The following is a 23,288-nucleotide window of genomic DNA, read 5'->3' as shown; positions in this document are numbered from 1 at the left end:
AATCCCCCTGCAAAACACAAGGCGGCCCCTCTGCTCCGCCAAAAGGGGGAGCCCACCCGTCTCTTCGGGCAGACTCCTCCTCGTTTTCCTGCGGAGCACGGTGCTCCCACAGCGTTATACCACGTGGTTGCGCAGGACTCCGATCCCTTCGATCTCGACCTCCACCACATCGCCCGGGTGCATGGTACCCACGCCGGCCGGGGTTCCGGTGGTCACCACATCCCCCGGCTCCAGGGTCATGGAGGCCGTGATGAAGGCCAGCAGCTCCGGAATCTTGTGCATGAACTGGGCAGTCCGGCCCTGCTGCACGACCCGGCCGTTGAGCCGGGTCTGGATGGCCAGGTCGCTCCCGTCCACCTCGTCCGTGACGATGGGGCCCACCGGAGCAAAGCCGTCCATGCTCTTTCCCCGGGTCCACTGCCCGTCGCCCTTCTGGATATCCCGGGCGGTCACGTCGTTCAGACAGGTGTAACCCAGGATGTAATCTGCAAAGTCTTCTTCCTTTACATCCTTTGCGCGGCGGCCGATCACGACGGCCAGCTCCCCCTCATATTCCAGGCGCTGCACAAAATCGGGCGCGTGGAGGGGCCCCTCCGGGCGATTGAGGGTATTGGGCGCTTTCAGGAACAGGATGGGCCGCTCCGGCACGCCCTCCCCCATCTCGATGGCATGATCATAGTAGTTCTTGCCAATGCACACGATCTTGGTGGGTTCGCAGGGGGCCAGCAGGCGGCAGTCCGCCAGCGGAAGGCTCTCTCCATCGTAGCAGATGCCCTCATAGGGTGCGCCGGTCAGCGTGCGGACCAGTTCTCCCTGGAGCACGCCCCAGACCGGAGTCCCGGCGCGGTCAATGCGCACATACTTCACTTACATGCCCTCCTGGTGGTCCAGAATGGCATCCAGCAGAGCTGTCCGCCCTTCTCCCTTCTCAGCTGAAAAGGGAATTACCTTTACAGATTCGTCCAGTTCCAGAGTCTCCCGGACCCGCTGGAGATTGGGCTCGATCTCACTCTTTTTCAGCTTATCCAGCTTGTTTGCCACCACCACGAAGGGGCGGCCGCTCTGCTTGAACCAGTCGGCCATCACGCAATCATCCGCGGTGGGCTTGTGGCGGGAGTCCACGATCAGGACCCCGAGGGTCATCAGAGTCTGGTCGGCAAACCAGCTCTCAATCAGGCGGCCCCAGCGGGCCTTCTCCGCCTGGGAGACCTTGGCATAGCCGTAGCCGGGCAGGTCCACCAGATAGAGCTTCTTATCGATGAGGAAGTAGTTGATATGGGTGGTCTTGCCCGGTGCAGAGCCCACCCGCGCAAAGTTCTTGCGGTTGAGCAGCTTGTTGATCACCGAGGACTTCCCTACATTGGATCGCCCCGCAAATACCACCTGGGGCAGCATGTCCCGGGGAAAATCAGCCGCCTTTGCGGCCGAGCGGATAAACTCCGCGTTGTTCAGATTCAGCGGCATAGCGCGCCCCTTTCTCGTGTTCCCCGCCGGAGCATGCTCCGGCGGGGAACCGTCTGTTTACTGATGGATGGAGATTCCACCCGCGGCCGGGGCCGCCTCCGCCGGGGCCTCCGGCAGCTGCCCGGCCCCCTGTGTGACGTCCAGCCCCAGGGCGTAGGCCAGCACCGCATCCACCTGCTCTACCGGCAGGAAGTGCAGCGCGGCGCGCACGGTCTGGTCGATCTCCTCCAGATCCTTCTCGTTCTCTGCCGGCAGGATCACCGTACGGATGCCGTTGCGCAGAGCAGCCATGGTCTTCTCCTTCAGGCCGCCGATGGCCAGCACCCGGCCCCGCAGCGTCACCTCGCCGGTCATAGCCAGCTCCCGCCGCACCGGTGTGTTGGTCAGGGCCGAGACCATGGCAGTGGTAATGGCAATGCCCGCCGAGGGGCCGTCCTTGGGTACCGCCCCCTCCGGGAAGTGGACATGGATGTCCTTCTTCTGGTAGAAGTCGGCCTCGATGCCCAGGCGGTCCGCACGGCTACGGATGTAGGAGTAGGCCGCATGGGCGGACTCCTTCATCACGTCGCCCAGGTTGCCGGTCAGCTCCAGCTTGCCGGAGCCGGGGACCACATTGACCTCCACCTCCAGCAGCTCGCCGCCCACACTGGTCCAGGCCAGGCCGTTGACCACGCCCACCTGCTCGGTTCTGGGCAGGCGCTCCGGGTGATAGCGGCGGATACCCAGGAACTCCTCCACATTGTCTCCTGTAATGCTAACAGACTTTACACCGTCTGATACGACACGCATTGCGACCTTTCGGCACACAGCACCCAGCTTCCGCTCCAGGATACGCACGCCCGACTCCTTGGTATAGCCGGTAATGATCTCCCGCAGGGCGCCGTCGGTGAGCTTGAGCTGGCTCTTCTTCAGTCCATGGCGCTTGAGCTCCTTAGGGAGCAGGTGTCGCTTGGCGATCTGGAGCTTCTCCTCGTCGGTGTAGCTGGACAGCTCGATCACTTCCATCCGGTCCAGCAGGGGCCGCGGGATGGTGTCCAGCGTGTTGGCCGTGGTGATGAAGAGGACGTCGGACAGGTCGTAGGGCACCTCCAGGAAATGGTCCCGGAAGGTGCTGTTCTGCTCCCCGTCCAGCACTTCCAGCAGGGCATCGGCCGGGTCGCCCCGGTGGTCGGAACCCAGCTTGTCGATCTCATCCAGCAGCAGCAGCGGATTGGAGCTGCCCGCCTGCCGGATGCCGGCGATGATGCGCCCGGGCATGGCGCCGATGTACGTCTTCCGGTGTCCTCGGATCTCGGCCTCATCGTGGACGCCGCCCAGCGAGATCCGGGCCAGCTTCCGGTTCATGGCCTTGGCCATGGACATGGCGATGGAGGTCTTGCCCACGCCGGGCGGGCCTACCAGGCAGATGATCTGCCCCTTCAGATCGGGGGCCAGCTGCTTGACGGCCACAAACTCCAGGATGCGCTCCTTGACCTTCTCCAGGCCGTAGTGGTCATTGTCCAGCGCCTTGCGCACGGCCTCCACATCGGCCCGCTCCTTGGTCTTTTTGTTCCAGGGAAGCTCTAAGCACACGTCCAGATAGTTCCGCAGGACGGTGGCCTCTGCCGAGCCAAAGGGCTGCTTTTCCAGCCGGCTGACCTCTTTCAGGAGCTTCTGGCTCACCTCTTCCGGCAGCTTTGCCTTCTCGATGGCCTGGCGGTACTCGGCGATCTCGCTGTCTCCTCCGGCCTCGCCCTCGCCCAGCTCCTGCTGGATGACCTTGAGCTGCTCCCTCAGGTAGTAGTCTCTCTGGTTGCGGTTCATGCCCTCCCGGACCCGGTTCTGCATGTCCAGCTCCAGCTCCAGCACCTCCAGCTCCTGGCGCAGCTGCCGGAAGAGCTTCTCCAGCCGGCGGACCGGCCGCAGCTCCTCCAGGATGGACTGCTTGTCCCCGGTACGCATAACGATGTTCTGTGCGATGTAGTCGGCGATGTAGCCCGGGTCCTCGCTGGAGATCAGGTTGAGCAGCAGATCGGGGGTCATTTTGGGGGCCAGCTCCACATAGCGCTCGAAGAGCTCATAGGTCTGCCGGATCAGGGCCTCGGTCTTGGCGGAACCACGCACCGGCTCCTCCGGTACGATCTCTTCCACCTCCGCGGCCAGATAGGGGGTCAGCTGGGTCAGCCGGTGCATCCGGCCCCGGGCTGCGCCCTCCACCATGACACGGACGTTGTCGCCCGGCAGGCGGAGGATCTGCCGGACATTGCAGATGGTGCCGATCCGGCACAGATCCTTCTCCTTGGGGGACTCCACCGCGATGTCCCGCTGGGCCACCAGGAAGATGGGCGTTCCGCTGGTCATCGACTCGTCCAGCGCCTTGACGGAGATCTCACGTCCCACGTCAAAGTGCAGCATCATATTGGGAAATACCGTCATGCCGCGCAGCGCCAGCGCCGGCAGCGTCACGGTCTGAATCTCTTTCTCCTGTTCACTCATGATCATTCACTTCCTTTCTGGAAGACAGCAATATGCATAACGGGGCGAGAGAATTTCCCTCGCCCCGCTGTCCGTCTGTTTAAGAAACATTTCCGTGGGCGGGGGCGCCTCCCTGCTCCGCCCGGAGCTCCGCGCTGCCCAGCCGGGGACGCTCCGTCCGCTCGGGGTCATGCTCCACCGCAGGCGGGACATGGTCCCGCACACTCTCGGCGGTGATGGTCACCTTTGCGATGGTGGGGTCGGACGGCACGTCGTACATGACCTGGGTCATGACCTCCTCCAGCACCGCACGCAGGCCACGGGCGCCGATGCCGCGGGCAATGGCCTTGTCCGCCGCCGCCTCCAGCGCCTCCGGCTGGAACTCCAGGTCCACCATATCATACTCCAGCAGCTTCTGGTACTGCTTGACCAGAGCGTTCTTGGGCTCGGTCAGGATCTGTACCAGCTGCTCCTTGTTCAGGGCCTGGAGCGCCGTGATGACCGGCAGACGGCCCACCAGCTCCGGAATGATACCGAATTTGAGCAGATCGTGAGGCTGGATCTCCTTGTAGATCGCGGAGGTATCCCGCTCCTTCTTGCTCTCGATTTTGGCGCCGAAGCCGATGCTCTTCTTATCCAGCCGCTGCTCGATGATCTTCTCGATACCGTCGAACGCGCCGCCGCAGATAAAAAGAATGTTCTTGGTGTTGATCTGGATGAACTCCTGATGGGGGTGCTTGCGTCCGCCCTGGGGAGGAACATTGGCCACCGTGCCCTCCAGGATCTTCAGCAGCGCCTGCTGCACACCCTCGCCCGACACATCCCGGGTGATGGAGGTGTTCTCGCTCTTGCGGGCGATCTTGTCGATCTCATCCACGTAGATGATGCCCCGCTCGGCCAGCTCGATGTCGAAATCGGCCGCCTGCACCAGGCGCAGGAGGATGTTCTCCACGTCGTCGCCCACATAGCCGGCCTCCGTGAGGGTGGTGGCGTCCGCGATGGCGAAGGGCACCTTCAGGATGCGGGCCAGGGTCTGGGCAAAGAGGGTCTTGCCGCTGCCGGTGGGACCGATCAGAAGGATGTTGCTCTTCTGGAGCTCCACGTCCTCCCCGCCGCCGAAGTAGATGCGCTTATAGTGGTTGTAGACCGCCACCGAGAGGGCCACCTTGGCGGCCTCCTGGCCGATGATATACTGGTCCAGGACCGTCCGGATCTCCCGGGGCGTGGGAATGACGTCGGGAATATCCAGCTGTTCGTCCTGGGATTCCTCGGGGTCGTAGGCGTCATCCAGAATACTCATGCACAGATGCACGCACTCATTGCAGATATAAGCGCCCGGGCCCGCGATAATGCGGTTGACCTGCTCCTGATGCTTGCCGCAGAAGGAACAGCGTACCGACTTGTGTTCGTCGTTTTTTGCCATAATGTTACCTCAGTCACAGGCAACTCTGCCCGATTCAAAGATGTGGAAAGAGGAGCGGGCGACTTGATCTCCCGCTCCCCCGCGTTACTTGTTGCCGTTGGTAATCACTTTGTCCACCAGACCGTAGGCCAGAGCCTCGTCGGCAGACATAAAGTTATCCCGCTCGGTATCCCGCGCGATCTCCTCCACACTCTTGCCCGTATTGCGGGCCAGGATCTGGTTGAGCTTGTCGCGGGTCTTCAGGATCCAGTCGGCGTGGATCTTGATGTCCGAAGCCTGCCCCTTGGCGCCGCCGAGAGGCTGGTGGATCATGATCTCCGCATTGGGCAGGGCAAAGCGCTTGCCCTTGGCCCCGGAGGAGAGCAGGAACGCTCCCATGCTGGCGGCCATGCCGATGCAGATGGTGGACACGTCGCACTTGACATACTGCATCGTGTCGTAGATCGCCATGCCGTCGGTGACCGAGCCGCCGGGGCTGTTGATGTAAAACTGGATATCCTTGTCCGGGTCCTGGGCCTCCAGATAGAGCATCTGGGCCACGACCAGGCTGGCCGTTGTGGCGTTGACTTCCTCGCCCAGGAAAATGATGCGGTCGTTCAGCAAACGGGAAAAAATATCATACGACCGCTCGCCACGGTTGGTCTGCTCCACTACATAGGGAACTAAACTCATGTTTTGGTACTCCTTTTTTGTTCAAGTCGGGGCGCGCCCGACCATCCTCTCCGCGGCCGGCGGGCACTCACACACAGAGTATACCCGCGCGCTGGCGGATTATACCAAAAACGGGGCAGTTCAGGAGGCGGAACCTGCCGCCTCCTGAGTCCCGAACGGAGCGAATTAGCCCTCGGTCTTCTCCTCAGACTTCTCCTCGTCCTTCTTGGTGGTCTTGCGGGTACGCTTGGGCTTCTCCTCGCCCTCGGTCTCCGCGTCCGCCTTCTTCTTGGTGGTCTTCTTCTTGGCGGGAGCCTTGCCGGTCTTGGCGCTGTCGAACACGACGTGAGCGGCCTTCTGACGGCACAGATCGCGCTTGAGGTCCTCCACGATCAGGACCTTCTTGAGCTGCTCCTCGGTCATGTTGTACTGCTCAGCCAGACGCTTGATCTCGGCCTCGACCTCCTCGTCGGTGACCTCGATCTTCTCGGCGTCCACGATGGCGCCCAGGGCCAGATCGCTCTGGACCTGCTTGAGGGCGCTCTCCTTGGCCTGCTCCTTCATCTGCTCCATGGTCATGCCCATCATGGCCAGGTACTGGTCGAAGGGGATGCCCTGAGAGGTCACGCGCTGGGCATAGTTGTTGACCAGCTTCTCGGCCTCGGCGTCCACCATGGCCTCGGGGATCTCGACCTCCATGTTCTCCACGACCTGCTCGATCAGGGCGTTCTCAAAGGCATGCTGAGCGGCATCCTCACGGCGGGCCTTCAGCTTGTCGCCCAGGTCCTTCTTCAGATCGGCCAGGGTCTCAAACTCGGACACGTCCTTAGCGAACTCGTCGTCCACGGTGGGGAGCTGCTTCTCCTTGACCTCGTGGACCTTGACCTTGAACACCACGGGGGCGCCGGCCAGCTCCTCGGCCTGATAATCCTCGGGGAAGGTCACGTTCAGATCCTTCTCGTCGCCGGCCTTGGTGCCCACCAGCTGATCCTCGAAGCCGGGGATGAAGGTGCCGGAGCCCAGCTCCAGGCTGAAGCCCTCAGCCTTGCCGCCCTCAAAGGCCACGTCGTCCTTGAAGCCCTCGAAGTCGATGACCACGGTGTCGCCCAGCTTGGCCTCGCGCTCCACGGTCACGGCGCGGGTGGCGCGGTTGATGTAGGGCTTGAGCTCGTTGTCCAGGTCCTCGTCGGTGACAGTGACCTCTTCCCGCTCAGCGGTCAGGCCCTTGTACTCGCCCAGCTTGACCTCGGGACGCACGGTGACCTTCGCCTTGAAGGTGAAGCCGTCCTTGCCCACTTCCTGGATCTCGACCTGGGGCCAGGCCACGACGTCCAGCTTCTCCTGCTCCACAGCCTGGCTGTAAGCCTCGGGATAGATCTCGTTGATGGCATCTTCATAGAACACGCCGGAGCCGTACATACCCTCGATGATCTTACGGGGGGCCTTGCCCTTCCGGAAGCCGGGCACGCTGATCTTGCTGCGCTGCTTCTTGTAGACCTTCTCGATGGCGGCCTCAAACTCCTCGCCGCTCACCTCGATGACCAGCTCGACAATGCTCTTTTCCTGCTTTTCAACGCTCTTGACATTCATGTTGTTTACTTCCTCCTATCGGTTCCGAACGGCCCGATCAACCGGCCGCCGGTAGCCTTTGTTGCATTATCCGTGTAATTGTACCAGAAAACCAGATGGATTTCCAGACTTTTTACAAAAATATTTCCGTCTCACGCCAAATCGATCTCAGTCGCAGATGCGGTAGGGCCGAAATTGCAGATAATCCGCCGCCACCAGATGGTAGTCCACACCCCCGCTGGGCCCCTCAATGGCCAGTCGGTGGCTCCCGCCGTGGAGGTGCCCGTAGAAGCACTGTTCCACGCCGTACTGCTCCAGAAGGGCGATGATCTCCGCGCACAGATAGCCATGATACCGGGGCGGATAGTGCAGAAAACACAGCTTTTTCCGCTCTCCGGCCGCTTTTAGGGAGGCCTCCAGCCGGATCAGCTCCCGCCGGAACACCTTGTCGTTGTGTCCTCCCTCGTCCTCCTCATAGAACCATCCCCGGGTCCCGCACAGGGCATAGGGCCCGTACTCGTAGCAGTTGTTGTGAAGGACGTGCAGGCTTTGAAATCCCCGCTCGGCCCAGAACCGCTCCATCTTTGAGGCGGTGTTCCACCAGTAGTCGTGGTTGCCCTTGAGGATCAGCTTGCGGCCCGGGTAGGACTCCAGAAAGGCAAAGTCCCGCTCCGCCTGCTCCAGACTCATCCCCCAGGAGATATCGCCGCACAGGACCAGGGTATCCTGGCTCGTCAGAACGCTCAGCCCCTCCCGGAGCTTCTCCACATAGCCGCTCCACGCACCGCCGAATACGTCCATGGGCTTATTGACAGCGAGAGACAGATGGGTGTCTCCCAGTGCATACAGCGCCACGCGCACACCAACCTTCCAGCGCTCCGTGGCGCATTATTTCAGAAAATCCAGTACCGCCGTCTCCATGGCCTCCTTGGCCGTGACCTTGGCGTCCCGGGGCTTGAAGTGCTTCAGGGCAGCCAGAGGCGCAGGGGCCGGAACGCCCGTCTTCTCGGTCAGCTGGTCGATGACCGCGGTACCCTGGGCGATCTCCTTCTCCCCCAGGGCTTCCAGCACATCGGCGCAGAACTTGAAGGGGCTGGCGGTGGAGACCACGATGGTGGGGGTCTCGTCCCCGCTCTCACGGCGGTACTCCTCCAGCACGTGGAAGGCCACGGCGCTGTGGGGATCCACCAGGTAGTGGTTCTCGTTCCACAGCTTGGCGATGGTCTCCTTGGTCTGGGCGTCATCGCAGAACCCGGCCGCGAAATTCTGCTGGAACCGGGCGCGGACCGAGTCACTGACCTCGTAGCGGCCCTGGTTGGCCAGCTGGGTCATATAGCTGCGCACTTCCCCGTCGCTGCGCTCGGCAAACTCAAAGATCATCCGCTCCAGATTGGAGGAAATCAGGATGTCCATGGAGGGCGAGATGGTATTGTAGAAGGTCCGGTTCCGGTCATAGATGCCGGTGCGGATGAAGTCGGTGAGCACCTTGTTCTGGTTGGAGGCGCAGATCAGCTTGCCGATGGGCACGCCCATCTCCCGGGCGTAGTAGGCGGCCAGGATGTCGCCGAAGTTGCCGGTGGGCACGCAGACGTTGACCTTCTCCCCCCGCTGGATCTTCTCGTCCCGCAGCAGGTCGCAGTAGGCCGAGACATAGTAGACGATCTGAGGCAGGACCCGGCCCCAGTTGATGGAGTTGGCCGAGGAGAAGAAATAGCCCCGCTCCGCCAGGACATCCCGCAGCTTCTCATCGGAGAAGAGGCGCTTGACGCCGCTCTGGGCATCGTCAAAGTTGCCCTCCACCGCGCAGATCCCCACGTTCTCTCCCTGCTGGGTGAGCATCTGGAGCTCCTGGATGTCGGACACGCCGTCCTTGGGATAGAACACCAGGATGCGGGTCTTGTCCACATCCCGGAAGCCCTCCAGCGCGGCCTTTCCGGTGTCGCCCGAGGTGGCCACCAGAATGCAGGCCGTCTTGTCCTCCGCGTTCTTGCTCAGAGAGCCGGTGAGCAGGTGGGGCAGCATCTGGAGCGCCATATCCTTAAAGGCACAGGTGGGGCCGTGCCACAGCTCCAGGCAGTAGGTGGTGTCGTCCACCTGCCGGACCGGGGCGACCTCCTTGACGTCGAACTTATTGTCCCCATAAGCCCGCTTGGCATAGGCCGTCAGCTCCGAGACGGTGAAGTCGTCCAGGAAGGGCTTCATCACATAGACGGCCCGCTGCTGGTAGGACATCTCCCGCATGGTCTCCAGCGCGTTGGGCGAGAGCTTGGGGAAGACCTCCGGGGTGAAGAGGCCTCCATCCCGGGACAGGCCCTGGGCGATGGCCTCCGCGGCCAGCTTTTTCATTCCTTTGTTTCGTGTGCTTACATAGTACATACTTCGTTCACGACCCTCATCATATTGTCAAAGAAGATGGCATGTACCAGTTCTTCTTTATAGTTGCGCTGAAGCATCCGGTCATAGATCTTGCCCATGTCCTGGATGCCGTCGATCCCGTCGGGCATCTCGTCATAGCAGCCGTCCAGATCTCCGCCCATGCAGATGTTCTTCTCGCCGCCCAGAGAGAGGAAATGCTCGATGTGCTCCACCACGGTATCCACGGTGGTGGGCTCGCCCAGGAAGGTGCGGTACATATTGATTCCGGCTACGCCGTTGTGCCGCATGATCTCCCGGAACATGTCGTCGGTGAGGTTGCGGGGCTGGTCGCACAGGGCGCGGGCGCAGGAATGGCTGGCCATAAAGGGCCCCTCCACGATCTCGGCCACATCCCAGAAGCCCGGATCGGACATGTGGGACACATCCACCAGCATGTGCAGCTCGGTCATCCGCTTGACAAAGGCCTTGCCCTCAGGGGTGAGCCCCTTGTCGGTCTCGTCCTCGGTGGTGCCGCACAGGATGTTGGCCGCATTCCACACGGGGTTGATGGCCCGCACCCCCATCTCCCAGGCCTCCTGGAGGCCCTCCAGGGTGCAGTCGATGAGATCCGCCCCCTCGATGGAGAGGAAGGCCGCCCGCTTGCCCGCGGCAAATGCCGCCTTGGCCTCTTCCCCGGTCCGGCACTGGACGATCACATCCCGGTTGAGCTCCATCTCCCGCTGGAAAATGGCGTACTCGGCCCGGAACACGTCCCGTCGGGTGACCCCCGGCTTGAGGACTTCATCGGCAAAGAGGGCAAAAAACTGTCCCCACTTCCCGATATACTCCGCCCGCTTCAGGTCCTGATTCCCAAAATTCTCCCGAACGCCGTATCCGTAACGGTAGCACCGGGTCATGGTATCGCAGTGTCCGTCAAACAGATCCATTCTGCTTACCTCCTTCTCTCAGCGGTTCCCCCGCTTAAAACGCATTTTCGATGTATGTAATGGTCACCCTGCCCGCTTCCTCCGCCAGGCAAACCTCCGCCACATCAAAGCGGGGCTGCTTTTCGGTGGGATTGGCGCTCAGGTAGAGCTCCGCCGTCTGGCGCAGGCGGCACTGCTTGCGCGCGTCCACCGCCTCCAGACCGGAGCCATATGCACAAGAGCTTCGGAACTTGACCTCCACAAAGGCCAGGAAGGCCTCGTTCTCCGCGATGAGATCGATCTCCCCATACCGGCTGCGGTAACGCCGCGCCCGGATGATATATCCGCGCCGCTGCAGCTCCCGCTCCACCTGTTCCTCGCCCCAGCGCCCCCGTTCCTCTGCCCTTCTGCCGCTCACAGGCGCTTCAGAAAGGTCCGGCGGTGGATGGGACTGGGTCCATACAGCCGCAGCAGCTCATAGTGCCGCTTGGTGCCGTACCCCTTGTGGCGCTCAAACTCATACTGGGGATAGGTCTTGGCCGCCTCTTCCATCCAGCGGTCCCGGCTGACCTTGGCCAGAATGGAGGCCGCGGCGATGCTGGCGCTGTGTCCGTCCCCCTGGACGATGGTCCGATGGGGGGTGGTGATGGCGGCGCTCTTCCCCTTGTCCCGGTTGCCGTCGATGAGGGCAAAGTCCGCCGCCCTGTCCAGGCGGTCAATGGCCATCTGCATGGCCTTCATCCGGGCGCTCAGAATATCGGTCTCATCGATCTCCGAGGCATCCACCCAGGCCACCGCCCAGGCCGATGCCTGCTCCCGGATCGCATCAAAGAGGATGTCCCGCTTTTTCGGCGTGAGCTTTTTGGAGTCGTTGAGCCCGTCCAGCTCCACGCCCGGAGGCAGGATCACCGCCGCAGCGTAGACCGGACCGGCCAGCGGTCCCGCGCCGGCCTCGTCGCAGCCGCACACCGCGGCATAGCCTTCCGCCCACGCCTCCCGCTCATACTGCCAGAAATCAATCTTCTCCACGGGGCGCCTCCGTTTCGGTCTCCTCCCGCCGGACATCCTCCGGAGTCTCCAGGGTAAAACGCCCCAGCTTACCGCCCCGGTACTCGTCCAGCAGGATCTTGGACATCCGCTCCGTGTCCGGCTCTCCGCCGGAGATGAGGAAGCCCCGCTTGCGGGCGGCCCGCTCCAGCAGCTCCCACCCCTGGGCTTCGGGATCGGCCTCGATCTTATACCGTCCCAGTGCCTCCGGATAGCGGCGGTTGAGCAGGTCCATGAAATGGCAGGCCAGAGTCTCCACATCCATGATCTCATCCTTCACTGCGCCGGTAAAGGCCAGATTCAGCCCGATGGACTGGTCCTCAAACTTGGGCCAGAGGATGCCGGGCGTGTCCAGCAGATCCAGAGAGGCGTCCACCGACACCCACTGCTTGCCCCGGGTGACGCCGGGCCGGTCCCCCGCCTTGGCCGATTTGCGCTTGGCCACCTGGTTGATGAAGGTGGACTTGCCCACGTTGGGCACCCCCACGATCATAGCGCGGATGGGACGCCCCACCTGCCCCTTGGCCTTCCACTGCTCCAGCTTGTCCTTCAGTGCAGCGCGGGCGGCGGTGGAAAACTGATTGACGCCCTTCCCGTCCTTGGCGCTGGTCTCCAGCACGGTGAAGCCCTGGGCACGGAACCAATCCCCCCAGGCCCGGTTCTGGGCGGGGTCGGCCTGGTCGGCCCGGTTGAGGATGATGATGCGCGGCTTGCTCCCCACCAGCTCGTCAATGTCCGGGTTGCGGCTGGAGACTGGAATGCGGGCGTCCACCACCTCGGCCACCAGATCCACATATTTCAGATGCTCCGCGATCATACGCCGTGTTTTCGTCATATGACCCGGATACCACTGTATGTTCATGGCGTTCAGCCCCTTTGTATATTTGCATAATCACGATTCTATCATTATACACAAGATAGCGTCAGAAAAAAAGACTTTTATTTCAGAAATCCATTTTGAACCCTTCGACAGGACCGGCAATTTTTCACGAAAAACGAAAAAACAGGACGGTTTCCCGTCCTGTTTTCCCAATTTCCAGGAGCTCGCTCCTGAAATATGCCTGAAAATTAGATGCGCTCCTTGACCTTGGCAGCCTTGCCCACGCGGTCACGCAGGTAGTACAGCTTGGCACGACGAACCTTACCCTTGCGGACCAGCTCGATCTTCTCCACAGAGGGAGCGTGCAGGGGGAACACCTTCTCCACGCCAACACCGTAGGAGATACGGCGGACGGTGATGCTCTCCTCAATGCCGCCATGCTTCTTGGCAATGACGGTGCCCTCGAACACCTGGATACGCTCGCGGTTGCCTTCCTTGATGTGAACGTGCACGCGGACGGTGTCGCCCACATTGGCCACAGGGGCCTCGGCCTTCATCTGCTTCTCGGTAAAAGCCTTCATCAGATCCATGGATATTTCCTCCTCATTTATAGGTGTTCTTGCCGGGTTGTTGCCGCAGGCTCTTTCTTCGTCCTGCGCCAGCAGAGGAACACCCTTTATTCAGACTTTGGAAGTATATCACACTTCTTTGGGGATTGCAAGGGTTTTCTGCGCAATCTCCCTCTCCCGCCGCCCCGCTCCGGCTCAGGCAGAGAGAGGATGCCGAGCCATCCAGCGGTCAGGAGCAGCGTCGGATTCCCCCGCTGAAGCAAAAGCCAGATCCCGGCCCCTCCGAGGGCCAGCGCCAGGGCCAGGGAGATCCCCTGTCCCCAGCTTCTCTTCCAGGCGCCGCCCTCCAGCAGAGTGCGCAGGATGCGTCCTCCGTCCAGGCCTGCGATGGGCAGAAGATTGAAGAGTCCCAGACTCAGATTCAGCCCGATCAACAGATACCGCTCCTCCCCCATGCCCTCGCCCCAGCGGGTGATGGCCGCCGCCGCGGCCAGATTGGCGGCCGGGCCGGCCAGTGCGGTCAGGATGCGGAACGCGCGTCCATTGGGGTCACTGGCGGAGAGGCGCATCTCCGCCCCCACACAGGTCAGCCGAAGCCCGGTGACCCGGCCGCCCAGCAGGCGGATGGCCAGATAGTGCCCCCCTTCATGGAGGGCGCAGGCGGCAGCGCCCCAGAGCACCACGCCCTGTGTATCCATATAATAAAGGAATGCGGCCAGCAGGAGAAATCCCCCGCTCACCTCCAGACAGCCCCATCTCATGGATCAAGAGCTCTGCGTCTGAATATAGTACAGCGGGTTGAGGCGGACCTGGTTCCGCTTCACCTCAAAATGCAGGTGCGGCCCTGTGGCATTCCCGCTCTGCCCGGACAACGCCACCTGCTCCCCCGCCTTGACCTGCTGTCCCTGCTGGACATCCAGCCGGTCACAGTGGGCGTAGAAGCTGGTCACGCCGTTCCCATGGTTGATCTGAAGATACAGACCGTAGATGGGGCTCTCCCCGATATAGTCAATGGTTCCGGCTGCAAAGGCCAGGACCGGCGTGTCCAGATTGACCGCCAGATCCACCCCGTTGTGGAATTTCTCTCCGCCGTCCACCGGATGCTCCCGCCAGCCAAAGGGGGATGAGACCCAGCCGAGGACCGGTGTCGCAGTCTCTCCGATGTCCAGCCGGTACTTGTCCATCGTGGCGTTATCGGGCAGAGTCGGTCCGCTGTACTCCATGTGCACCACCGCCGGCTCCGCCTCCGGTGTGGGTTCCGGCTGGACCGGTTCGGCCTGCTGTGCAGCCGTAAAGGCAAAGGGAGCCGGCGGATCGGCGGCTGTCTGCGCCTCCTCTACCCCCAGATAGACGCCCGGAGGGCGCTTCTCCCCCGCCGCCAGCCGCTGGATCTCCGCGGTACAGAACATCCCATCCACCGCCGTGGAGGACGTGCTCACGCGCACCTCAGAAGAGGTCCCAAAGACTTCGGTACAGAAATCGCCCAGGGTCTCCGTCACGGTCTCCCCCTCCGCAATCGCCCTTCCCAGATTGGAAAAAGCCGCGGTAAAATCGGTGTCCGCATGGAGCATTTGGGCCAGTTCCTCCCGCATGGAAACCAGACGCTCCGGGAAGACACCCTTCCCCACCAGTATGACCACAAATGCCATGGTACAGACGGCCAGTTGGATCAGCCTCCGCCGCTCCTTTGCGCCCAACTCCACCCCACGGCGCTTCTTCTGCCGCGCCGATGGGTGTGACGGTATACTTCCGGACCGCCCGGCCCTTCTTCTGACCCATTCCTGATAGGTCGTGTTCTCCATACCGCGGTCCCCCCTTTCCACTCAGGTTGCATTCTGTTTGTCCTAACAGTATGCCTGGGGAGACGCGGATATGCCTAAGGCATCCCAGTCGGGATGCCTTTCGTCAGGTGAGCACGTGCTTTTCCATCTGCTGCTTTAGATGTGTCATATCGACCGCTCTGGCCACGATCAAAAAGATGACGCCGTTTCCCAGAGACTGGATCGCAGTCCCGGCAAACTGCGGCCAGAAGCTCTGTATGCTTCCATAGAGAACTACTGCACACAGTCCGTACGCAGCCGGCGAAAAGACCGAGGCAAGGACCAGCCCTACATAGTTGCGCTTACACAGGAAGGTGGGCGCACGGGATGTAAAAAAGAACACCAGGCAGCTCTTGATTACCAGTGTTGGCAGGCACCAGGCCGGATACGTGAGGAGATCCGCCAGCCCCGCTCCAATGGCGGCCGCCGCCGCCGCGTAGGGCGTCGGGAGCAGACAGGCGACCATATAGATCAGCACATCGCCCAGATGGATGTATCCCCCCGGAAAGGGAATGTGGAACAGATACGCGGTCGTCATGGTAATGCAGGCTGCAAAAAGCCCGGATACCACGATATATTTGAGGTTTATGTTCTGTGACTTGGTTTTCATATGCGGTTTCCCTCCTCTTTTGTTCTATGATACCGCGTCCTGCACATTTCAAAAGAGCCAGTTTCCGTTTTTTTGATAGGACCACGCCAGAAAACGCTTTTTAAAAATTTTTGATAAAAACGTAAAAAACACTTGCATTATAAAATAATCTGTGATATAGTATATGAGTCGTCTGACGAGACAGCTAAATCCGGGTGTGGCGAAGTTTGGTATCGCGCTTGAATGGGGTTCAAGAGGCCGCTGGTTCGAATCCAGTCACTCGGACCAAAGGGCAAGTCCTTATAGGACTTGCCCTTTTTGTTTTTATCAATTCAATCTGAATTCCAGTGCTGCCATGGACGAACCGGTCAAGGCCCTGTTTGACCCTCCGGAACAGAACAGGCGCTGATCGGTGTTCCGATTTTCTTCTCCAGCCTCCACTGCGGAGCACTTCCATCATCGCCCCAGTACTCGTCGATCTGGGCAATCTTATCATCCTCTATCTTCAGGAAAGAGGTCGCATGACAGGAAACCGTTCGATCACTCGAGTATACATGGACCACGGTAATGATCAAATCGCCGCTCGCTTCGATTCGTTCGATTTCCCCTTCCCAGCTGCCGGGATATTCGCAGTTTGCCCGGATGAACTCCTCCACCTGAAACCGCTCGTTCGTGTTATGCCAATTGATTACAGCATCTTCGTGGAAAAATTCTCGCATCGCCTCCGGCTGCTGTGCCAGAGCCGCCCTCCAATAGTCCCTTATGTCCATGCTTGCACACGCTCCCTCTATCCTGTGTTATCCCTTCCCTGGTGCCCGGCGGGTCATTCCTCGTAGCCGGAGCACTGGGGATTTGTCATTTCAAAGCGGTCGTCGATGTTCTTCTCGCCCCATTCACACATCAGATTGAGAATGGTCTCCAGCGATTTCCCCTTGGGTGTGATGGAGTACTCCACCCGGGGCGGCACCTCGGCGTACACTGTGCGCTGGATCAACCCGTCGCTCTCCAATTCCCGCAGCTGGTTGGTGAGCGTGCGCTGGGATACCTGGGTGATGCGGTGCATGAGCTCGCTGAACCGCTGCGTCCCATGGCGGATCAGGCTGTCCAAAATCAGGGGCTTGCATTTCCCCCCGATCATTTTCAGCGTGACCTCCATTTCACAGGTGACCTGTATCTTTTCCATACTCTCCTCCAATAGTGAACTTTTTTTCACTTGATAAAAATATTGTGCGTACTTGTACCTATGCATTCAGCTATATATAATTCAAGTATATCGTATTTTTACTATTTTACAATGCCTGATCGCATCAAACGGGGGTTTATCTATGCAGTACAGAACGCTGGGCCGCACCGGCCTGAAGGTAAGCGAAATCGGTCTGGGCGGCGAATGGTTCAACGGCCTGACCGCCGAGGAGAGTACCGCGATCGTGGATACCGCGCAGCAGAGCGGCATCAACTACATCGACATCTTCATGCCCCAGGCACCCACCCGCAGCAACCTGGGAATCGCTCTGAAGGGCCGGCGGGAAGCATTTATCATCCAGGGCCATCTGTGTACGGTATTCGAGGACGGGCAGTACACCCGTACCCGGGACATTGAAAAGACAAAGCGGTCCTTTGCCGATCTGCTGGAGCGCCTCCAGACCGACTACATCGACGTGGGCATGATCCATTATGTGGACAGCGAGGAGGATTTCCGCACGGTCTTTGAAGGCCCGGTGATGGAGTACGCCAAGGAGCTGAAGGCCAGCGGCGTGGTCCGCCATCTTGGCATGAGCTCTCACAATCCTCACATCGCCCTGAAGGCCGTGGAGAGCGGTCTCATCGACGTGCTGATGTTCAGCATCAATCCCGCCTATGACATGGAGGCCGCCGACACGGATATCTATGATCTGATGGAATTCAAGGGAATGGCGCAGAGCGGCCTGGTGGTGGACGAGGCGCGGCAGAAGCTGTACTCCGCCTGCGAGGCCGCTGGTGTGGCCATCACCGTGATGAAGCCGCTGGGGGCCGGTACCCTGCTCAAGGCGGAGAGTTCTCCCTTCGGCACCGCCATGACGGTCCCCCAGTGCATCCAGTACTGCCTGGACCGCAACGGCGTGAAGGTGGTCATCGTGGGCTGCCACACGGTGGAAGAAGTAAAGGAAGCGGTAAAATACGATGAGGTGCCCGCCGCAGAGCGCAGCTACGCGCACATTTTCAGCGCCGGCAGCACCATCCACATGACCGGGCGCTGCATGTACTGCAACCACTGCCAGCCCTGTCCCGCCCACATCGACATTGCTGCCGTGACCAAGTTCCTGGACTTGGCCAAGCAGCAGGATACCGTGCCCGAAACCGTGGCACAGCACTATTGGGCCCTGTCCGCCACCGCGGACGACTGCCTGATGTGCGGCCGGTGTGAGCCGAACTGTCCCTTTGGCGTGAAGGTGCGCGAGAACATGAAGGAGGCCCGCGTGGTCTTTGGACAAAAGCGCGTGTAACACTCCCCCGTCCGCCGGACAAGTGCGCACAGACTGAAAAATCCCGCCTGCTATCTGCATGAGAGATAGCAGGCGGGTCGCCTTTTCCAGAGAGCAGCTGTTTCAGAGCCTCTCTCCATCCAAACTCAGTTGTCGCGCCGGTCGCCCCAGAAAAACAGCGCCACGGTTCCCGGACCGGTATGGCTTCCGATCGTGGTCCCAATGGGGAAAATCTCTACCTCTCCATCCATCTGGGGAAAGCGCTCTTTCACCAGAGCGGCCACGGCCCGCGCATCCTCCTCACACAGGGAGTGGCAGAGATAGCACTTCCCGCGGTAAGCCGTCCCCCCTTCTGCATGCTGTTCCACCTGCTCCACGATCCGGTTCAGGACCCGTTTCTTTCCGCGTATCTTTTCCCGGGGCGTCAGATGGCCCTCTTGATCCATATTCAGCAGCGGACAGATGTTCAGCATGGTCCCCACCAGTCCTGCCGCTTTGGAGATTCGTCCGCCCCGGATATAGAACGACAGATCGGTGGAGAAGAACCAGTGATGGAGCCGCAGCTTGTTCTCCTCTGCCCAGGCATAGAGCTCATCGATCGTCTTTCCCGCGTCCCGCTGGTCGGCCAGCGTCTCCATCAGCAGGCCGTACCCGCTGGAAGCACCCAGCGAATCCACGATATAGATCTTCCGCTCGGGATACTGCTCCGCCAGCTCGGCTTTCGCCAGACAGGCGGAGTTATAGGTACCGGTCAGCCCGGAAGAGAGGGTCACATGGAGAATGTCCTTTCCCTCCCGCAGAAGAGGCTCAAAATGCCGGATGTATTCTGTTACGCTCACCTGCGAGGTCTTGGTCTCCGCGCCCTTCCGCATGCGGTCGAACAGCTCCTCGGAGGACATGGTGACCCCCATATCGTCCGGATATTCCGTACCGTCCAGTGTATAGCGGAAACATACATAGTGAAGATCCCGCTGCTTCATACGTTCCGGGGTCAGATCCACTGCGGAACAGCAGCTCAAACAGTAGTTGCCCATGGTCGTTCCTCCGTTGACATCGCTGAATTTCGTGCTAAAATACGAGACAAGTGTATCACAATTCGCCCGACAGCATCAATTCCCGCCCGTGAGACAAATTCTCCCTTTTTGTCTCATATGCTTCACGGAGGATGACGGACATGGACAAACGAAAAGAGGCAAACCTCCGTGTGCGGAGACAGATCACGGATACCCTCTTTGCCCTGATGCAAAAAAAGAGTCTCTCAGAAATCACGGTCTCCGAGATCGTGAAGGGCGCGGGCGTGGCCCGCGCCTCCTTCTATCGCAATTACTGCTCCAAGGAAGACGTGCTGGTCATGCTGATCCGGGATGTTCTGGATGATTTCCGCAGCAAGCTCTCACCGGGACAGGAGAGCTTTTATACCTATGAAAACATCCTGTTGAGCTTCCGCTATTTCCATGCCTATCGCACCTATCTCCTGGACCTGTACCACTCGGGCTTTCTGTCGGTGGTCCTGGAGGAGCTCAACCAGTTTCACGAGAGCATTGAGGGAACCATGCCCTCCTCTTCCATTGAGAAATACCAGCTCTATATGTACATCGGCGCACTGTGCAACACGGCGATGGAGTGGCTGCTGGAGCGGGATTCCGCCACACCCGAGGAAATGGCCCAGTTCTTTTTCCGCGCTATCCCCAGCATACCGCCCCCTTCCAGAGGCGGCTGAAGCTCCGGGCTGCCCCCAGATCGCACCTGCTGACAACCGACCACAGAGAAGAGCACATCATGCAGACTTCCAGTGATTTGAAAACCTTACTGAACAAAATCGACCGGAGAGGTTATCCGGCCTACAAGGATACGCTGGGGGTCTATCAGTTCCCCGGCTATACCCTCTCCATCGACCACGTGCAGGGGGATCCCTTTGCCGCCCCCTCCAAGCTGAGCGTCTGCGTCCGCGGAAAACAGGCGGCCTTTCCCGCCGCGCTCTACCGCCTTCCCTGCCAGCGCATCGCCCTCCAGGATGAGCTGACCCGCCGCTTTGGACAGCTGGCCGGCCAGGCCTCTTTCCAGGCGAAAGGTTCAGGCCACAGCGGCCTGATCGCCGTCAGCCGCTGCGGACAGGAGGTGTTGGAGCGGACCGCCTGCTCCCTGTCTCCCGAGAGCGGCGACATCCTCCTGCGGCTGGAGGTGGGCTTCCCGGCCAACGGCCGTACCATCAACGCCAGAGAGCTGGAAAAGATCCTGTTCGATCTCCTTCCCCGGTGTGTAAAGGGCGCGCTGTTCTACCATGACGCGGACCGTGCACACTTTCAGGCCATAGCCGATCTGGCAGAAGATCAGCAGTACATCCGGCAAAAGCTGCCTGAACTGGGCCTGTGCGCCTTTGTGGCCGACGGCAGCATCCTCCCCCGGGCCTCGGGTGTCTCCGCTCTGCCGATGAAGGGGGCGGTTCCCTTCCAGGCCCCGAAAGAGCTCTCCGTCACCTTGCAGCTGCCCCACCGGGGTGCCATCTCCGGCATGGGCATCCCAAGAGGGATCACCCTGATCGTGGGCGGCGGCTATCACGGAAAATCCACCCTGCTGAAAGCCCTGGAGCTGGGTGTCTATCCCCATATCGCCGGAGACGGCCGGGAGTTCGTAATTACAGATGACACCGCGGTGAAGATCCGGGCCGAGGACGGCAGAAGCATTCAGCGCACCGACATCTCCATGTTCATCCATGACCTGCCCAACGGAAAGGACACTTCCCACTTCACCACGGAGGACGCCAGCGGCAGCACCTCCCAGGCGGCCAATGTGGTGGAGAGCCTGGAGGCGGGCGCTTCCCTGCTCCTGATGGACGAGGACACCAGCGCCACAAACTTCATGATCCGTGACCAGCTGATGCAGCGGGTGGTCCGCCGGGAGATGGAGCCCATCACCCCGTTCCTGGACCGCATTGAGGAGCTGTACCAACAGCATGGCATCTCCACCATTCTGGTGGCAGGCAGCTCCGGGGCCTATTTCCACGCGGCGGATCACATCATCCAGATGGACCGGTATATCCCCCGGGATATTACCGCCTTTGCCAAGCGGGAGGCCCAGGCCTTTCCCGATGAGCGCTTCCCGCTGTCTCCGGCCTCCATGCCGGATTTTGCCCGCTGCCCCAAGCCGTCGCCGGAATTCCACAGCGGCGACCGGATCAAGCTCAAATCCCTCGGCCGGGACGGGGTGTCCATTCAGCGGGAGACCATCGATCTGCGGTATGTGGAGCAGCTTGCCGACGGGGAGCAGTCGGCCGCCCTGGGCTACTGTCTGCTCTATGCCCAAAAGCACCTGATGGACGGCAGGCGGACCCTGCGGCAGATCGTGGAGGCGCTGGACCGGCTGATGGAAACTCAGGGGCTGGCCGCGCTGTGTGGAACGCGCACCGCCCCTCCCTTCCTAGCCCGGCCCAGAACGCAGGAGATCTTTGCCTGTCTCAACCGCTTCCGGAGCCTGAATCTGTCATAAACCACGCCCGGCAAAGTAACTGCCGGAACCCAATACAACAGGAGGTATTTTGTTATGCGCAAGAATTTTGGAGCCAAGCCCTGGACCTATCCTCAGCCGGTGTTCATCCTCGCCACCTACGGCGAGGACGGCACCCCCGACGCCATGAACGCAGCCTGGGGCGGCATCAGCGGCAGTACGGAACTCTCCATGTGCATCAGCGCCGGCCATAAGACCACCGCCAACATCCTCTCCCGCAAGGCCTTTACGGTCAGCATGGCCACCGCGGAGCAGGCCGTGGCCTGCGACTATGTGGGTGTTGCGTCGGGCAATCACGTGACCAACAAGCCGGAAAAAGCGGGCTGGCACACCACCAAATCGGAATTTGTGGATGCTCCGCTCATTGACGAGCTTCCCATGGCCGTGGAGTGCCGCCTGGTCCGCTACGAGGCGGAGAGCGGCCGTCTGGTGGGCGAGATCGTCAATGTCAGCGCCGATGCGTCGGTGCTGGATGGGGACGGGAACATCGATCCCGACAAGCTCCAGCCCATTCTCTTTGACCCCATCCACAGCGCCTACCGCAAGATGGGCGAAAAGGTGGGCAACGCCTTCCAGGATGGCGCCAAACTGAAGTAAACACCCTCCGTGCCGGCAGCGAGAACTTCTGCCAGCTGAAAAAACGCAGACGCCAAAGCAGGCGTCTGCGTTTTTTATGTGGAAAGCGGCCTCAGGCGTCCGCCCGGATTTGGTCCAAGTGCTCCTGCAGGTGCTCCAGGAACAGCTCGGCCGCCTTGGAGAAAATTCTGGATTTTTTCCAGACCAGGTACATCCGCAGCTCCAGCCTCGGCTCCAGGGGCCGGAAGCAGAGATGGCTGCCGGTGGTATTCACCAGCTTGTCCAGGGTAAGGGCATACCCCATCCCCTCATCCACCATCAGGGAGGCATTGTAGATCAGATTGTAGGTGGCGACCGTATGGAGCTCCGGCGGCTCCTTCCGGAGCCAGCGGTACAGCCCGCTCTTATTGTCCACCTGCCGGGAGAGGAGCAGCGGCTTGTCCCACAGATCCCGGGGCGCGATGGTTTCCCGTCCGGCCAGGGGGCTGTCCCGCCGCATCAGGACACCCCAGGTGTCCCTCATGGGCAGCTCGATATAGTGATACCTGTTCTTGTCCATGTCCCCCAGGAGGACCCCGAAATCCAGCAGCCCCTTGTCCAGCCGCTCGCACACGTCCACCGCGTCGCCGCTGACGATGTGAAAGCGGATGCCGGGATGCTTTTCCTGCAGCTCCTTTGCGGCTCTGGCAAGCTGACGCACCCCATCGGTCTCGCCGGTACCGATATAGACATCCCCGCTGATGGTCTCCTCCGACCACATGACCTCTTTTTCTGTCCGGCTCACCAGTTCCAGGATCTCCTCCGCCCGCTTCCGCAGCAGCATGCCGTCCTCGGTGAGGGTGATCTTCCGGCTGCCCCGGATCATCAGCTGCTTGCCCAGCTCCTCCTCCAGCTCCTTGAGCTGCCGGGAGAGGGTGGGCTGGGTCAGGTGCAGGGACTGGGCGGCCGCGGAGATACTCTGCTCCCGCGCCACAGCCAGGAAATATTGCAGCACGCGCAATTCCATTCGCTTCACCTCCGAATGGTCTGATGATAGCACAGAGCAGATATAGTTTTCAA

Annotated in this window: 24 protein-coding genes and 1 tRNA gene; 5 read left to right on the top strand and 20 right to left on the bottom strand. The window is 60.8% G+C overall.

From position 1 onward, the window contains the following. Positions 1 to 114: 114 nt before the first annotated feature. The 16 genes from H8S34_RS09330 to H8S34_RS09255 all read right to left on the bottom strand — a co-directional run bounded on the left by H8S34_RS09330 (position 115) and on the right by H8S34_RS09255 (position 15,708). The gene (locus H8S34_RS09330; RefSeq protein WP_101693144.1) at positions 115 to 867 is read right to left on the bottom strand and encodes a fumarylacetoacetate hydrolase family protein; all 753 of its coding nucleotides are present in this window, start codon (positions 865 to 867) and stop codon (positions 115 to 117) included. Continuing rightward, positions 868 to 1,464 carry a ribosome biogenesis GTP-binding protein YihA/YsxC gene (yihA, locus tag H8S34_RS09325; protein WP_101693145.1) on the bottom strand — a complete coding sequence of 199 codons (597 nt, stop codon included), beginning with the start codon at positions 1,462 to 1,464 and terminating at the stop codon, positions 868 to 870. Positions 1,465 to 1,521: 57 nt separating this feature from the next. Beyond that, entirely contained in the window at positions 1,522 to 3,939 is a 2,418-nt protein-coding gene (gene lon / locus H8S34_RS09320) for an endopeptidase La (protein WP_101693146.1), read from the bottom strand. Between the two features lie 79 nt (positions 3,940 to 4,018). Continuing rightward, positions 4,019 to 5,341 carry an ATP-dependent Clp protease ATP-binding subunit ClpX gene (gene clpX, locus H8S34_RS09315; protein WP_186963809.1) on the bottom strand — a complete coding sequence of 441 codons (1,323 nt, stop codon included), beginning with the start codon at positions 5,339 to 5,341 and terminating at the stop codon, positions 4,019 to 4,021. Positions 5,342 to 5,425: 84 nt separating this feature from the next. Further along, the gene (clpP, locus tag H8S34_RS09310; RefSeq protein WP_186963808.1) at positions 5,426 to 6,013 is read right to left on the bottom strand and encodes an ATP-dependent Clp endopeptidase proteolytic subunit ClpP; all 588 of its coding nucleotides are present in this window, start codon (positions 6,011 to 6,013) and stop codon (positions 5,426 to 5,428) included. 165 nt (positions 6,014 to 6,178) lie between these two features. Further along, on the bottom strand, positions 6,179 to 7,582 hold the full coding sequence (gene tig, locus H8S34_RS09305) for a trigger factor (protein ID WP_101693149.1): 1,404 nt from the start codon (positions 7,580 to 7,582) through the stop codon (positions 6,179 to 6,181). 147 nt (positions 7,583 to 7,729) lie between these two features. After that, a complete protein-coding gene (locus tag H8S34_RS09300) occupies positions 7,730 to 8,416 on the bottom strand; it encodes a metallophosphoesterase (protein WP_101693986.1) in 687 nt (228 codons plus the stop codon). Positions 8,417 to 8,449: 33 nt separating this feature from the next. Then, entirely contained in the window at positions 8,450 to 9,937 is a 1,488-nt protein-coding gene (gene thrC / locus H8S34_RS09295) for a threonine synthase (RefSeq protein ID WP_101693150.1), read from the bottom strand. After that, entirely contained in the window at positions 9,925 to 10,863 is a 939-nt protein-coding gene (locus H8S34_RS09290) for a dipeptidase (RefSeq protein WP_186963807.1), read from the bottom strand. The genes thrC and H8S34_RS09290 overlap by 13 nt, the downstream gene beginning before the upstream one ends. Positions 10,864 to 10,897: 34 nt before the next feature. After that, positions 10,898 to 11,260 carry a YraN family protein gene (locus H8S34_RS09285; protein ID WP_186963806.1) on the bottom strand — a complete coding sequence of 121 codons (363 nt, stop codon included), beginning with the start codon at positions 11,258 to 11,260 and terminating at the stop codon, positions 10,898 to 10,900. Next, positions 11,257 to 11,871: a ribonuclease HII gene (gene rnhB / locus H8S34_RS09280; RefSeq protein WP_101693153.1), complete on the bottom strand. Its 615-nt coding sequence runs from the start codon at positions 11,869 to 11,871 to the stop codon at positions 11,257 to 11,259. The genes H8S34_RS09285 and rnhB overlap by 4 nt, the downstream gene beginning before the upstream one ends. Further along, positions 11,858 to 12,751 (bottom strand): ribosome biogenesis GTPase YlqF, encoded by an 894-nt coding sequence (ylqF, locus tag H8S34_RS09275; RefSeq protein WP_186963805.1) that lies wholly within the window; start codon positions 12,749 to 12,751, stop codon positions 11,858 to 11,860. The genes rnhB and ylqF overlap by 14 nt, the downstream gene beginning before the upstream one ends. Before the next feature lie 206 nt (positions 12,752 to 12,957). Beyond that, on the bottom strand, positions 12,958 to 13,299 hold the full coding sequence (gene rplS, locus H8S34_RS09270) for a 50S ribosomal protein L19 (protein ID WP_101693155.1): 342 nt from the start codon (positions 13,297 to 13,299) through the stop codon (positions 12,958 to 12,960). Positions 13,300 to 13,385: 86 nt separating this feature from the next. After that, positions 13,386 to 13,976, bottom strand: coding sequence for a site-2 protease family protein (locus tag H8S34_RS09265; RefSeq protein ID WP_243207974.1), 591 nt, complete (start codon positions 13,974 to 13,976; stop codon positions 13,386 to 13,388). Positions 13,977 to 14,042: 66 nt separating this feature from the next. After that, positions 14,043 to 14,981 carry a M23 family metallopeptidase gene (locus H8S34_RS09260; RefSeq protein WP_366485829.1) on the bottom strand — a complete coding sequence of 313 codons (939 nt, stop codon included), beginning with the start codon at positions 14,979 to 14,981 and terminating at the stop codon, positions 14,043 to 14,045. A 202-nt stretch (positions 14,982 to 15,183) separates the two neighbouring features. After that, positions 15,184 to 15,708, bottom strand: coding sequence for a TIGR04002 family protein (locus tag H8S34_RS09255; RefSeq protein WP_101693158.1), 525 nt, complete (start codon positions 15,706 to 15,708; stop codon positions 15,184 to 15,186). A gap of 190 nt (positions 15,709 to 15,898) precedes the next feature. Between H8S34_RS09255 and H8S34_RS09250 the strand changes: the two genes are divergently transcribed. Beyond that, a tRNA-Pro gene (locus tag H8S34_RS09250) sits at positions 15,899 to 15,975 on the top strand. An 80-nt stretch (positions 15,976 to 16,055) separates the two neighbouring features. On the opposite strand, the gene H8S34_RS09245 is transcribed toward H8S34_RS09250, so the two are convergent. Next, positions 16,056 to 16,457 (bottom strand): nuclear transport factor 2 family protein, encoded by a 402-nt coding sequence (locus H8S34_RS09245; RefSeq protein WP_186963804.1) that lies wholly within the window; start codon positions 16,455 to 16,457, stop codon positions 16,056 to 16,058. A gap of 53 nt (positions 16,458 to 16,510) precedes the next feature. Beyond that, the gene (locus H8S34_RS09240) at positions 16,511 to 16,870 is read right to left on the bottom strand and encodes a winged helix-turn-helix transcriptional regulator (protein WP_101693191.1); all 360 of its coding nucleotides are present in this window, start codon (positions 16,868 to 16,870) and stop codon (positions 16,511 to 16,513) included. A 142-nt stretch (positions 16,871 to 17,012) separates the two neighbouring features. On the opposite strand from H8S34_RS09240, the gene H8S34_RS09235 reads away from it, so the two are divergent. Continuing rightward, on the top strand, positions 17,013 to 18,170 hold the full coding sequence (locus tag H8S34_RS09235) for an aldo/keto reductase (protein ID WP_101693192.1): 1,158 nt from the start codon (positions 17,013 to 17,015) through the stop codon (positions 18,168 to 18,170). A 125-nt stretch (positions 18,171 to 18,295) separates the two neighbouring features. Here the strand turns inward: H8S34_RS09235 and H8S34_RS09230 are convergent, their stop codons facing one another. Continuing rightward, on the bottom strand, positions 18,296 to 19,183 hold the full coding sequence (locus tag H8S34_RS09230; RefSeq protein ID WP_186963803.1) for a DegV family protein: 888 nt from the start codon (positions 19,181 to 19,183) through the stop codon (positions 18,296 to 18,298). Between the two features lie 140 nt (positions 19,184 to 19,323). Here H8S34_RS09230 and H8S34_RS09225 point away from each other — a divergent pair, with 140 nt between their 5' ends. The 3 genes from H8S34_RS09225 to H8S34_RS09215 all read left to right on the top strand — a co-directional run bounded on the left by H8S34_RS09225 (position 19,324) and on the right by H8S34_RS09215 (position 22,250). Beyond that, complete coding sequence (locus tag H8S34_RS09225) at positions 19,324 to 19,869, top strand: TetR/AcrR family transcriptional regulator (RefSeq protein ID WP_180956857.1); 546 nt, start codon at positions 19,324 to 19,326, stop codon at positions 19,867 to 19,869. A gap of 77 nt (positions 19,870 to 19,946) precedes the next feature. After that, a complete protein-coding gene (locus H8S34_RS09220) occupies positions 19,947 to 21,635 on the top strand; it encodes an ABC-ATPase domain-containing protein (RefSeq protein WP_366485827.1) in 1,689 nt (562 codons plus the stop codon). 54 nt (positions 21,636 to 21,689) lie between these two features. Continuing rightward, positions 21,690 to 22,250 (top strand): flavin reductase family protein, encoded by a 561-nt coding sequence (locus H8S34_RS09215; protein WP_186963801.1) that lies wholly within the window; start codon positions 21,690 to 21,692, stop codon positions 22,248 to 22,250. 91 nt (positions 22,251 to 22,341) lie between these two features. Here H8S34_RS09215 and H8S34_RS09210 read toward each other — a convergent pair whose 3' ends face one another. Continuing rightward, a complete protein-coding gene (locus H8S34_RS09210; protein ID WP_101693197.1) occupies positions 22,342 to 23,235 on the bottom strand; it encodes a LysR family transcriptional regulator in 894 nt (297 codons plus the stop codon). Positions 23,236 to 23,288 lie beyond the last annotated feature (53 nt).

This window comes from Pseudoflavonifractor hominis (genome assembly GCF_014288125.1).
Classification (GTDB): domain Bacteria; phylum Bacillota; class Clostridia; order Oscillospirales; family Oscillospiraceae; genus Pseudoflavonifractor_A; species Pseudoflavonifractor_A gallinarum.
The sequence above is the reverse complement of the archived record's forward strand: the minus strand, read 5'-3'. Positions and strand labels throughout refer to the sequence as shown.

Coding starts and splice junctions, on each gene's coding strand:
- yihA (WP_101693145.1), bottom strand. CDS start 1,464: ATGCCGCTGAATCTGAACAACGCGGAGTTTATCCGCTCGGCCGCAAAG.
- lon (WP_101693146.1), bottom strand. CDS start 3,939: ATGAGTGAACAGGAGAAAGAGATTCAGACCGTGACGCTGCCGGCGCTG.
- clpX (WP_186963809.1), bottom strand. CDS start 5,341: ATGGCAAAAAACGACGAACACAAGTCGGTACGCTGTTCCTTCTGCGGC.
- clpP (WP_186963808.1), bottom strand. CDS start 6,013: ATGAGTTTAGTTCCCTATGTAGTGGAGCAGACCAACCGTGGCGAGCGG.
- tig (WP_101693149.1), bottom strand. CDS start 7,582: ATGAATGTCAAGAGCGTTGAAAAGCAGGAAAAGAGCATTGTCGAGCTG.
- thrC (WP_101693150.1), bottom strand. CDS start 9,937: ATGTACTATGTAAGCACACGAAACAAAGGAATGAAAAAGCTGGCCGCG.
- H8S34_RS09290 (WP_186963807.1), bottom strand. CDS start 10,863: ATGGATCTGTTTGACGGACACTGCGATACCATGACCCGGTGCTACCGT.
- ylqF (WP_186963805.1), bottom strand. CDS start 12,751: ATGAACATACAGTGGTATCCGGGTCATATGACGAAAACACGGCGTATG.
- rplS (WP_101693155.1), bottom strand. CDS start 13,299: ATGGATCTGATGAAGGCTTTTACCGAGAAGCAGATGAAGGCCGAGGCC.
- H8S34_RS09265 (WP_243207974.1), bottom strand. CDS start 13,976: ATGGATACACAGGGCGTGGTGCTCTGGGGCGCTGCCGCCTGCGCCCTC.
- H8S34_RS09255 (WP_101693158.1), bottom strand. CDS start 15,708: ATGAAAACCAAGTCACAGAACATAAACCTCAAATATATCGTGGTATCC.
- H8S34_RS09245 (WP_186963804.1), bottom strand. CDS start 16,457: ATGGACATAAGGGACTATTGGAGGGCGGCTCTGGCACAGCAGCCGGAG.
- H8S34_RS09240 (WP_101693191.1), bottom strand. CDS start 16,870: ATGGAAAAGATACAGGTCACCTGTGAAATGGAGGTCACGCTGAAAATG.
- H8S34_RS09235 (WP_101693192.1), top strand. CDS start 17,013: ATGCAGTACAGAACGCTGGGCCGCACCGGCCTGAAGGTAAGCGAAATC.
- H8S34_RS09230 (WP_186963803.1), bottom strand. CDS start 19,183: ATGGGCAACTACTGTTTGAGCTGCTGTTCCGCAGTGGATCTGACCCCG.
- H8S34_RS09225 (WP_180956857.1), top strand. CDS start 19,324: ATGGACAAACGAAAAGAGGCAAACCTCCGTGTGCGGAGACAGATCACG.
- H8S34_RS09215 (WP_186963801.1), top strand. CDS start 21,690: ATGCGCAAGAATTTTGGAGCCAAGCCCTGGACCTATCCTCAGCCGGTG.
- H8S34_RS09210 (WP_101693197.1), bottom strand. CDS start 23,235: ATGGAATTGCGCGTGCTGCAATATTTCCTGGCTGTGGCGCGGGAGCAG.